The 10,131-nt window shown below is 61.6% G+C and carries 7 protein-coding genes, 1 tRNA gene, 2 rRNA genes and 1 pseudogene; 7 read left to right on the top strand and 4 right to left on the bottom strand.

All coding sequences use genetic code 11. The features are described from left to right. From VIR62_RS00665 to VIR62_RS00655, 3 genes are all read left to right on the top strand, one after another. A 23S ribosomal RNA gene (locus VIR62_RS00665) occupies window positions 1-375 on the top strand; the annotation flags it as partial. A 99-nt stretch (window positions 376-474) separates the two neighbouring features. Continuing rightward, window positions 475-589, top strand: a 5S ribosomal RNA gene (rrf, locus tag VIR62_RS00660). Between the two features lie 157 nt (window positions 590-746). Then, window positions 747-823, top strand: a tRNA-Met gene (locus VIR62_RS00655). A 174-nt stretch (window positions 824-997) separates the two neighbouring features. On the opposite strand, the gene VIR62_RS00650 is transcribed toward VIR62_RS00655, so the two are convergent. The 4 genes from VIR62_RS00650 to VIR62_RS00635 are packed head-to-tail and all read right to left on the bottom strand — an operon-like array spanning window position 998 to window position 4,101. Next, window positions 998-1,582, bottom strand: coding sequence for a hypothetical protein (locus tag VIR62_RS00650; RefSeq protein ID WP_431867812.1), 585 nt, complete (start codon window positions 1,580-1,582; stop codon window positions 998-1,000). A 37-nt stretch (window positions 1,583-1,619) separates the two neighbouring features. Then, complete coding sequence (locus VIR62_RS00645) at window positions 1,620-2,810, bottom strand: ImmA/IrrE family metallo-endopeptidase (RefSeq protein ID WP_431867811.1); 1,191 nt, start codon at window positions 2,808-2,810, stop codon at window positions 1,620-1,622. Window positions 2,811-2,812: 2 nt separating this feature from the next. After that, a complete protein-coding gene (locus VIR62_RS00640; RefSeq protein ID WP_431867810.1) occupies window positions 2,813-3,532 on the bottom strand; it encodes a hypothetical protein in 720 nt (239 codons plus the stop codon). Then, entirely contained in the window at window positions 3,523-4,101 is a 579-nt protein-coding gene (locus tag VIR62_RS00635; RefSeq protein WP_431867808.1) for a hypothetical protein, read from the bottom strand. The genes VIR62_RS00640 and VIR62_RS00635 overlap by 10 nt, the downstream gene beginning before the upstream one ends. Window positions 4,102-4,393: 292 nt before the next feature. Here VIR62_RS00635 and VIR62_RS00630 point away from each other — a divergent pair, with 292 nt between their 5' ends. The 4 genes and pseudogenes from VIR62_RS00630 to VIR62_RS00615 form a co-directional block, all read left to right on the top strand. Continuing rightward, on the top strand, window positions 4,394-5,881 hold the full coding sequence (locus VIR62_RS00630; RefSeq protein ID WP_431867806.1) for a Fic family protein: 1,488 nt from the start codon (window positions 4,394-4,396) through the stop codon (window positions 5,879-5,881). Window positions 5,882-6,372: 491 nt separating this feature from the next. Continuing rightward, window positions 6,373-7,779: a TolC family protein gene (locus VIR62_RS00625; RefSeq protein ID WP_431867805.1), complete on the top strand. Its 1,407-nt coding sequence runs from the start codon at window positions 6,373-6,375 to the stop codon at window positions 7,777-7,779. After that, on the top strand, window positions 7,776-9,509 hold the full coding sequence (locus VIR62_RS00620) for a type I secretion system permease/ATPase (protein ID WP_431867803.1): 1,734 nt from the start codon (window positions 7,776-7,778) through the stop codon (window positions 9,507-9,509). The genes VIR62_RS00625 and VIR62_RS00620 overlap by 4 nt, the downstream gene beginning before the upstream one ends. Further along, a pseudogene (locus VIR62_RS00615) lies at window positions 9,506-10,131 on the top strand (HlyD family type I secretion periplasmic adaptor subunit); the annotation flags it as partial. The gene VIR62_RS00620 and the pseudogene VIR62_RS00615, both read left to right, overlap by 4 nt.

The raw sequence follows: 10,131 nt of genomic DNA, 5'->3' as shown, positions 1-10,131 counted from the left end.
CGGCTCATCACATCCTGGGGCTGGAGCAGGTCCCAAGGGTTTGGCTGTTCGCCAATTAAAGTGGTACGTGAGCTGGGTTCAGAACGTCGCGAGACAGTTTGGTCCCTATCTGCCGTGGGCGTCGATAATTGAGAGGAGTTGACCCTAGTACGAGAGGACCGGGTTGAACATACCTCTGGTGGACCTGTCATTGCGCCAGCAGTGCAGCAGGGTAGCTATGTATGGACGGGATAACCGCTGAAAGCATCTAAGCGGGAAGCCTCCCTCAAGATAAGTTATCATAGAGCCGTCGGAGACCACGACGTTGATAGGCCGGATGTGGAAGCGCAGTAATGCGTGGAGCTAACCGGTCCTAATTGCTCTATTCGCGCTTGATGAATCCCACCATCAACGACAACATTGGATGTTGTCATTGTAAGGCAGCAGATAACTTTGTGCACGATTTCTAGAATTTCCTATGCGCCGGCCCCATAGCTTGGTGGCCATAGCGTCTGTGACCCACCCGATCCCATCCCGAACTCGGCCGTGAAACCAGACAGCGCCGATGGTACTATTGCTTAAGCAGTGGAAGAGTAGGTCGTCGCCAGGCTTTGCGGCCGGCGCATCAGGAAAAACCCATTCACAATTTCGCCTCCGGAGCCATGGCTCCGCAAGGCCGACCGGCCGCCCGGACCCCGGACTCGATCCGGGGGAGGATAGCCAAGGCCACGGATACGGCCGCCGGCGCTTGAGGCAAAAACCAGTGTCGCGGGGTGGAGCAGCCCGGTAGCTCGTCAGGCTCATAACCTGAAGGTCGCAGGTTCAAATCCTGCCCCCGCAACCACCTTAACCTGTTCGATCAGGTCAGCCGTCCGGAAATCCGGGCGGCTTTTTGTTTGTTGCAGGACAAGGCGGTTGCGCACTCCCGCAACCAATTTTCCTTGTCAGTTTCTGATTTCTTCGTACCTCCTGCGGCTCAGGGGCCTGTGGCCGCACGTGGCTCCGACCCCTCCCCCGTTCAGGAAGCAGCTCCTTGCCGCCTCGCACTCTCGATCGCTTGGCACATGCGCTTGTAGCCCGGCAGGCTGCGGCATTTAGTTGCACGCTCATGGCCAATGAGCGCGAGTATGCTGTCGCGCTGCTCCAAGCGAACGGACATGTTCGCGCCCTGCAATGCTGACCAAACAGCATCCGCACAGGCATCTCTTCCCATCTCATTTTGAACATGGTCGTGCAGCAGCAGGTCCACGGTTGTTGCTGCCGAAGCGCTTGGCGCAATCTCAGTCAAACGGCTGCGTGCCTTTCTCTCGTCAATGACCGGTAGTAAGCGTTGGTCCAGCGCGATCGCGAGCGTGGCAGCTTCGCCGTCCCCAAGGGACCGGGGGCCGGCGACGAGACGTGCATACATGTCGAAACCGGCTTCGCTGAGTTCGAGAATATCCAGGCGTGCTCCCGAAATGAGGCCCTGCAAGAAGGCGAGCTCGTGACGTGCTTCTTCGGTGCCCTTGCCCAGTTCACCCGCGGCAATCTGCGGAACGAAAATTCTGTGCGGCAGCGCGTCAAGTATATCCTCTGCCCTGCCGCAGGCGTAGAGATTGATCACTACACTCGTATCTAGCACCAGCGGAGACTGGGGACAGTCAATGAGGCAGCTTGAGTAGCTCATCAGCCTCATCCTCATCCTGATCTATGCTGTAGAGCCAGTCCCTCAATTCTATGCGCCCCATCTTGAGAAGGTTCGCGAGCTGGCCTTCGCTGAGCAGCTCCCGCTTCCAGGCTTCGTAAGCCATTGTGCCCATCCGAAGCGAAAGCGGCCGGTCGGCATCCTCCTTTCCGGGGTCCGACCGGTTGGCGGCCGGGCCGACGGCAGCAACCACGTCTTCCCGCGTGATCCGTCCGTTGCGTTCAAACCAATGCCACGTTCCCGATCGTGCGAGCCCGAGCTCCTCAAGCCGCCTGACCATCGCTTCGATGGAAACGCCGAAGTAGTGAGCAACCAGAATGATGTGGCGGCGCTTCAGCCGGTCGGAGCCAGCCGTCAGTTCTTTGAATTTTCTTTCGACCGCCTCTCGCGGAGTGACAAAGCAGCGCCCGAAGGTGTTTGCGTAGCGCTCGTCTCGCGAAATGAAACGCTCGTCCACCTCAAGCACCTCAGGAGCCCGGCGCGTTCCATAGAAATGGCCTAGCTCGTGACTGGCGGACTGCACGCGACGCTCCCAAGGATGGTTTGCATTCAAGAGAATGGCAGCGCCAACCGAGGCGTCATAGGCGAAGAGGCCCGACACCTTCGAAGAGGAGGAGAGGCGGCGCTGATAGAGCCGGATGCCAAGCCCAACTTCAATCAGCGTGAAGATGTCAGCGATTGGGGCAAGGCCGAGACCGAGAAATTTCCGAAGCTCGTTGGCGTGTTGCTCGGCTTGGGTATTCACGTCGCCGGAACTTAGGAAACGCTCATCCGGATAGTGCGTCTCATGCTTGATGCCGAGCACGTTCTCGAGCTCGACCTCAGCGGTGACGAGATCGTTGAGAAGCCGAACCGCTTCCTCCACGTGTGGATTGCTCGTTTCGCTGAGCCTCCGGAACCGCGGCACCAGATCGACATGTACTGACTCTTGCCGCAGCAGAGCGTTGACAGACGTGCCATAGAAACTTGCGAGCTTCTGAAGCTCCTGAATTCTTACGCGCCGCTCTCCTTTTTCCATCGCGACCAAGGTCGTTCTCGCGACCTCGATCTCACTGGCCGCATCAGCCTGGGTTATCCCGGCCGTTTCGCGCGCTAGCTTCAGGCGCTCTCCAAGCTCTTGTGGGCTGATGTCCAGCCTTGCGGTCATTGCTACGCTCCCCGAATCCATTGTTTCACGAAGGAATCGTCGCCTAGTGCTCCCAGGTAGGCGTTCCACTGGGCCGCATGGCGCGCGATGAGATCGTCCAGATTACGACGCGCTTCCGCTTGATCGATTCCGAGGGCGCCGGCAATTTCGAGTGCATGGCTATTAAGAAGAGGGTCCTCTCCACCCTTATCGCCGATTCTCACACGGACCAGGGCGTTCGGACCGTCCTGTTTCCGTACGATGGCCTCGACGCTGCGGGAGTCGAGGCCATCGCTGTAAGACATGATGCATGAGCCCTCAGGCTTGAGCTCTAGATGGCTTTGAGTCGGGCCATGATAATCGGATTGCCGGCCGACGAACTCCAGGTCCCACGCATCACCAGTAAGGAGACGTAACGCGGCGTGGAGGGCGGAACTCACCGCATCTTCCGCCCATTTGTCAGGTTCGTGCACCGGAATGCGTAGCTTGAGTTCACGCGACCAGTGCTCGTTGCTGCGGTTCTTTTTCCGATCGGCAAATTCGACGGCCGCCGCAACAAGCATAAGATCATAGATGACCGGCTCCCAACTCGCGAAGCAGTAGGTTTCCAGAGCGGCCGTATCGAAGCGGATATGCTCGTCTATGTGACAGACTGCGGTGTCGGGGGAGGATGCGGTGCCGGTATGTTCGGCAACGTCAACAGAAAGACTGACGCGGCTGCGCTGGAGTGGTTTCAATCGCATAGCGGCGGTCCCTCTTCGAGCCTTTCGTCGGGATTCTCGGAAGTGGGTGGCGAGGCCTTCGCCCCGGCCATGAGGCGGGCAGCTATCTCTGCCGGTTCAAGGCGGAGTAGCGCTTCGCCGCAACGCTGCCTCGTATATTGCAGTACCGCCTGATCTTCCGCTCGGGCAGTGTCGTGTTCTCGGATGCTTTGAAGACCGGCATTGGCCGCTTCAGACACGGCTTGCGTGAGCGCTTCGCTCAGGCCGGCTTCAGTGTTGCGTCCCTGGGCAAGTGCGAGAGTCGCATGCCTCGCAAGGCAGGCGTTGAACGGCGATGAATTCGCCGCTGCGATTTGCTCAAGGTATGAAGATGGATCAGCGGCGAAGAGATGCGACTGCGGAGTCGTACCGAAAATGTCCTTCAGCTCTGCAAGGAGCGTGACTCCGTTCTGGTTCACCACATCATTCGTGATCGCTTTCGCGAGAAGCTCGCAGGCTTCCGGAATAGTCGTCGCTTGTTCGGACAGCGCTTCTGCTGCGTCCTTCCAAGGCCGATTCAGCTTTAAGCTTCGATATGGTCCGTCCGTCATGGGAACCTCCTGTCGGATATTAAACCATAGCAAGCTGACATCGTCAACCTTCCAACATAGTAAAGCTGACACTGGCGCAGAGGCGTGGTTCTCACTAAGCTTTGATTTCGTGCTGAGGGTCCACCCCTATGTCGCGTTTTTTCGGAATTGCCCCACCTTAACCCGCAAAAATTCTCTGTAGAGCTGGCTGAGGAACTCTTAATACGCGGGCCACCCACTAACCTGCACTTTTTCCGGATTTCGCTTCCTTAAATCGCAAAAATTCCATATGATGGGTTGAAAGGGAGGCTTAATGCCAGATTTTTCCGTCAATGCGCTTCCAGAGGTGTTCGTATCGGACACCAGCATATCCAAGCCCGTCTCAGAGGCGGTCGATCGCGGCGAGCTACGCAAAATTGGCTCGCGCCTCTACACGCGTAACCTCGCAGAGGATCCCGAGCGGCTGGTGCGCCGCAACTGGTATCACCTGATCACCAGTTACTATCCAGATGCTTTGATCACCGACCGCACGGCTCTTGAAAACCGGCCAGCCGACGATGGCTCCGTATTCCTCATATCCGACAAGACCCGTGAAACCGAGCTCCCCGGGATCACGCTGCGTCCGCGGAAAGGGCCGGGTCCGCTCGACACAGACAAGCAGTTCATTGGTGGCGCGTGGCTTGCGTCCATGCCGCGCGCATATCTCGAGAATATGCGCGAATCCCGTGCGCGTGGCGGCCGTATTCCCCGCACCCTTTCCCGCGATGAAATGGAGAACCGTCTCGACGCGCTGATCAGGCGAAGCGGCGAGGGCGCGCTTAACAAGCTGCGCGACGATGCGCGCGCGCTCGCGCCCAAGCTTGAGCTCGAAAAGGAGTTCGAAGAGCTGAATGACCTCATCGGCGCCTTCCTTGGCACCCGTGACGCCAAGCCCGAAAGTGCTATCGGCAAGGCTCGCGTCGCTGGTCAGCCGTTCGATCCGGATCGCATCCCGCTGTTCGAGGCGCTCTTCGTCGCGCTCCGGGAGGCGCTCCCGTCACCGCGTCCGGCGCCGGAGAGGGGCGGGGAGGCCAACGCCAACCTCGCCTTTTTCGAAGCCTATTTTTCCAACTTCATCGAGGGCACCGAGTTCAGCGTTGGGGAGGCCCGCGAGATCGTCTTTGAAGGTACGATCCCACCGGAGCGGCCGGAAGACGCCCACGATATTCTAGGAACCTTTCGGATCGTTTCCGACGTGCGGGAGATGAAAACGGTTCCGGGCAGCTATGAGGAATTCGAAGCTATCCTGCGCCGACGGCACGCTTCCATCATGGAAGCCCGTCCGGACAAGAACCCCGGCGTTTTCAAATCGAAGATCAACCAGGCAGGCAGCACTGTATTCGTTGCTCCCGAGTTGGTGAACGGCACCCTCCAGAAGGGCTTTGAGTTCTACCGCGCCCTGGAGGAGCCGTTTCAGAAAGCAGCCTTTATGATGGTACTGGTCAGCGAGGTACATCCATTCGCCGATGGCAACGGGCGTGCAGCGCGGATTATGATGAATGCCGAGCTGGTAGCCGGGGGCGAGGAGCGTATCATCATCCCAACCGCCTATCGCACCGACTACCTCGGGGCGCTGAAAGCTTTTTCGAAGAACAGCCGCACCGAGCCGCTGATCCGGATGCTGGACGCGGCACAAGGCTACACTGGCGGGAACGACTGGAGCGCCTTTGAAGGTGCTCGTCAGATGCTGGAGGATACAAACGCCTTCGCAGAAGGAGAGGATGCGAAGCTCAAACTGCGGCCAGCCGAAGCAGCGGAGTAGACTAAAATCCCGCTTGAGCTGATCCGCGGCTCTGATAGGATCATTGGAGAGGGAACGAAAAAAATTCAGCCGCCGAAAGACGCGATTCGGGGCTATATTCTCTCACAAAATCTCACACACATTTTCATACATCGCGATTATCCATTAATTATCAATGGGATATTGTGCGGCTATTCCGTCTCATAACCTGAAGGTCGCAGGTTCAAATCCTGCCCCCGCAACCACCGAATTCTCTCCTGCCTTTCGCTTCACATCGAAGCTCAATCAAGGTCGTCCCATGCGGGGCGGCCTTTTTTTGTGCCCCGACCAGATGCCCGCCGGCGGGCTCACAAAGCGGGTGCCGGGTCGCCGGCCCCAGTCTATCTCATTTGGCCTCGACCATTTGGATGATCCAATAAATACATAGCCTTGCACAATCGGATGAATTAGAACCTCGAGCGGGGATCTCTCCTCCTTTTCGGGGATCGAGTGTGGGCAATCCAGGCTTGTTCATGATCATGGGCGCTGTCGCCCTCGCGCAGTCCGGCTCGCCGCTGACGGCGCCGGCGCCGCCAAGCTTTCCCGTCGCCCAACCGGTGGAGGATCTTCCTGCCCCCAGCCGGGATCCGCTGGGTATCGATCTCAGCGCCGACCCCGTTCTCGCCCTGGCCCGCGACGCCGCGGCCGACGATGCCTTTGTCGGGCTGATACAACTGGCGGTCGCGCGTCATCCTCGCGTGGATGAGGCCCAGGCCGGCATCGCCGAGGCCGAGGCCGCGGAAGATGAGGCCCGGTCGGCGAGATTTCCGACGGTCGATCTCAGTTTCCTCTCGCAGCGCACGCTCGCCCGCGAATTCGACAATGATCCGGACAATATCATCGAAAGGTCCCGGTCGGAGGCACGCAGCGATGTGCTCCTGGACGCCCAGCAGACGATTTGGGATTTCGGCGCCACGTCGAGCCGGATCGCCGCGGCAGGGGCGCGGCTTCGGGCCGCCGCCTACGAGGCGGAATCGGCCGCCGACCAGGTGGCGCTGAGGGCGATCGCAGCCTGGTACGATGTGTTCGCCTATCGCGCCCTCGTCGGCCTGGCCGAGGCGTTCGTCGATAATCAGCGGGACCTCAGGAGCGCCATACAGATCCGCATCGATCAGGGCGTATCCGCGCCGGGCGATCTGCCGCGGGTGGAAAGCTATATCGCTTCCGCCCAGGCTGATCTCGCCGGCTATCGGCGCCAGCTCGCCAATGCCGAGGCGCGGTTCGAGGAAATGTTCGGTGCCCCGGCCCCGCCCGGCCTAGGGCGCGCGCCCACGATCGATGTGGCGACCATGACCAAGGAGGCCGCACAGTTCCTTGCGCGCTCGACGCCCGATGTCGAAGGCGCCGAAGCGCTCGCCCGCGCCGCCCGGCGCGAAGCCAGGGCCGGGCGCGCCGCGACCCTGCCCAATCTGGGCGTGGGCCTCAATGCCGGCAAATACGGCCTGTCGAGCCCGGATTACGACGTTCGCGGGTTGGCCACGGTGACCTACCGTTTCCTGGGGCCCGGCGATGCGCGCGCCGACCAGGCGGAGGCTCGGGCGAGCGCGGCTCAGGCCAGCGCCACCCGGGTCCGCAGCGAGGCGGAACGGGAGGCGGCGATCGCCTGGTCCGACGTCGTCGCGCTCGAACAGCAGCTGGCCGCGCTCCAAAACAGCTATATCGCCAGCCGGCAGTCGCGCGACGTGCTCGCCGAGCGTTTCCGGGTCGCTCGCGGCACCTTGTTCGATCTCCTCGAATCCGAAAGCGGCTATTTCGACGTCGCCGCCACCTACATCCGCAGCATCACGGAGCTCGACGCGGCGCGCTATGTGCTCCTGTCGCGGACCGGCCGGCTTTTGTCGACGCTGAGCATCGATCCGCCCACTTTGGAGGTGCAATGAGCGCCGAGAATATCGTCGACATTCCCAAGCAACGGTTCGCGCCGTGGCTGATGGGGCCGATGCTCCGCAACAAGGGGATCTATTCCCGGGTCGCGGTCGCGGCGGTGATGATCAACGTCTTCGCCCTTGTCACGTCGATCTTCACCATGGTGGTCTACGACCGCGTGCTGCCGAACAACGCGACCGCGTCGCTGGTGGCGCTGTCGATCGGTCTCGCCATCGTCATCATGTTCGATTTCGCGCTGAAGACGGTGCGGGCCTATTTCGTCGACGTCGCCGGGGCCCGGATCGACCGGGAAGTCGGAGAGTCGGTGTTCGCCCGACTCCTGGCCATCCGCCTTGACCAGAAGAAGGGCTCGACGGGCGCGCTCGCCGGTGTCGTCCGGGAACTGGAGACGTTGCGCGATTTCTTCGCGTCGGCGACGCTCACGGCCATCGTCGACGTGCCGTTCATCTTCATCACGCTGGCCGTGATCGCCATGATCGGCGGCGCGGTCGTGCTCGTGCCGCTGGTGATGATCCCGCTGGTGGTCCTTGTCGGCCTCGTCACCCAGCCGGCGATGGACAGGCTGTCGGCCCAGTCGATGGGCCAGGGGCTGCTCAAGCAAACCGTGCTGGTCGAGACGATCGGAGGGCTGGAGACGGTGAAGACGTCGGGCGCCGCCCCGATCCTCACCCGGCGCTGGCACGCCGCCATCGAGGAGCACAGCGCCATCAGCCTCAAGCAGCGGCTGGTCGCCAATATCGGCATCACCATCGCCGGCTCGGCCCAGACCATATCCTATGCCGGGGTCGTTATTGTCGGCGTCGGCCTCATCGCCGAGGGCGTGATGACGATGGGCGGGCTTATCGCCTGCTCGATCCTCTCCGGCCGCGCCGTCGCGCCGCTTGGACAGATCGCCACCCTTCTGTCGCGGATGACGGCCACGCGCACCGCCTATCGCCAGCTCAACGGCCTGATGAACACGCCGGCGGAAGGCCCGGAGGGCGAGCCGCTCGTGCTCGCCGCGACTGAGGGGCGCATCGAGTTCCGCAACGTCCATTTCCGCTATCCCGGCGCGCCCGAAAAGGCGCTGGAAGGCGTGAGTTTCACCCTGGAGCCCGGCGAGCATGTCGCGCTGCTCGGACGGGTCGGTTCGGGAAAGTCGACCGTCGCCAGGCTGCTGCTCGGCCTTTACGAGCCTGAAGAGGGCATCATCCTCCTCGACGGCACCGACATCCGCCAGCTCGATCCTATCAGCCTGCGCCGCAAGATCGGCAGCGCCATGCAGGAAACGCTGCTCCTGTCGGGATCGGTGCGCGAGAATATCGTGCTGGAGCGCGAAGGGATCGACGACGAGGAGATGGTCCGCGCCGCGGAGCTTTCCGGAACCCACCAGTTCATTGGCCAGATCGCCAACGGCTACGATCGCCGGCTCGCCGACCGGGGCGAAGGCCTGTCCGGGGGTCAGCGCCAGTCGATCGCCATCGCCCGTGCCCTGACCGGACGTCCATCGGTGCTGGTATTCGACGAACCGTCCAGCGCCATGGATAATCAGACGGAAAGCGGGCTTCTCGACCGGCTCGGCACGGAACTGGAGGGCCGAACCTTCCTCGTCATAACCCACCGCACCCCGTTCCTGCGCCTGGTCAGCCGGGTCATGATTCTCGACCAGGGCAAGCTCATCGCCGACGGACCGCGCGATCAGATATTGGCCAAGCTCAATCGCCCGAAGGTCGCCGCGATATGAACCACAGCACGCTCGAAGACTATATCGAGAAGGTCCGTCCGGCCACGGCATCCAACATCCTTTTGTGGATCATCGCCGCGTTCGTCCTGATCTTCATCATATGGGCGTCTGTGACGGAACTGGACCGCACCGTGCGCGGCCAGGGCCGCGTCATCCCGAGCTCGCAGTTGCAGGTCGTCTCCAATCTCGAAGGAGGCATCGTCGAGGCGATATTGGTGAGGACCGGCGAGCTGGTGAAGCGCGGCGCGGCGCTGGTGCGGCTCGACAAGACGGCGACCGGCTCCGAATATTCGAGCAACCGGTCGCAATTCGATGCTCTCCGGGTCAAGATCGCCCGGCTGGAAGCGGAAGTGGCGGGTCGGTCACCCGACTTCCCGCCCGCCACCAACTCCAGCATGGCCGAGCAGATCGGCATCGAGCGGTCGCTGCACACGTCGCGCATGGCCGACTTGAGCAGCCTGCTCGGCGCCGCCAGCGCCCGCGTCAATCAGGCCGGGCGCGCCGTGGAGGAAGCCGAAGCCGCGCTCGCCTCACGTCGGTCGGCGTTGACCGCCGCCCGGACCGAGCTCAACCTGATCCGCCCCCTCGTCGAACGAGGGATCGAGCCGCGCCTCTCGCTCGT

The organism is Allosphingosinicella sp. (assembly GCF_036570505.1).
In the GTDB taxonomy this organism is placed as follows: Bacteria; Pseudomonadota; Alphaproteobacteria; order Sphingomonadales; family Sphingomonadaceae; genus Allosphingosinicella.
Note: the sequence above shows the minus strand (reverse complement) of the source record. Positions and strands in the feature narration are given on the sequence as shown.

What these genes read in the sequence shown, in the direction of transcription:
- VIR62_RS00645 (WP_431867811.1), bottom strand. Translation starts at nt 2,810, where the DNA reads ATGACCGCAAGGCTGGACATCAGCCCACAAGAGCTTGGAGAGCGCCTG.
- VIR62_RS00640 (WP_431867810.1), bottom strand. Translation starts at nt 3,532, where the DNA reads ATGCGATTGAAACCACTCCAGCGCAGCCGCGTCAGTCTTTCTGTTGAC.
- VIR62_RS00635 (WP_431867808.1), bottom strand. Translation starts at nt 4,101, where the DNA reads ATGACGGACGGACCATATCGAAGCTTAAAGCTGAATCGGCCTTGGAAG.
- VIR62_RS00630 (WP_431867806.1), top strand. Translation starts at nt 4,394, where the DNA reads ATGCCAGATTTTTCCGTCAATGCGCTTCCAGAGGTGTTCGTATCGGAC.
- VIR62_RS00625 (WP_431867805.1), top strand. Translation starts at nt 6,373, where the DNA reads ATGATCATGGGCGCTGTCGCCCTCGCGCAGTCCGGCTCGCCGCTGACG.
- VIR62_RS00620 (WP_431867803.1), top strand. Translation starts at nt 7,776, where the DNA reads ATGAGCGCCGAGAATATCGTCGACATTCCCAAGCAACGGTTCGCGCCG.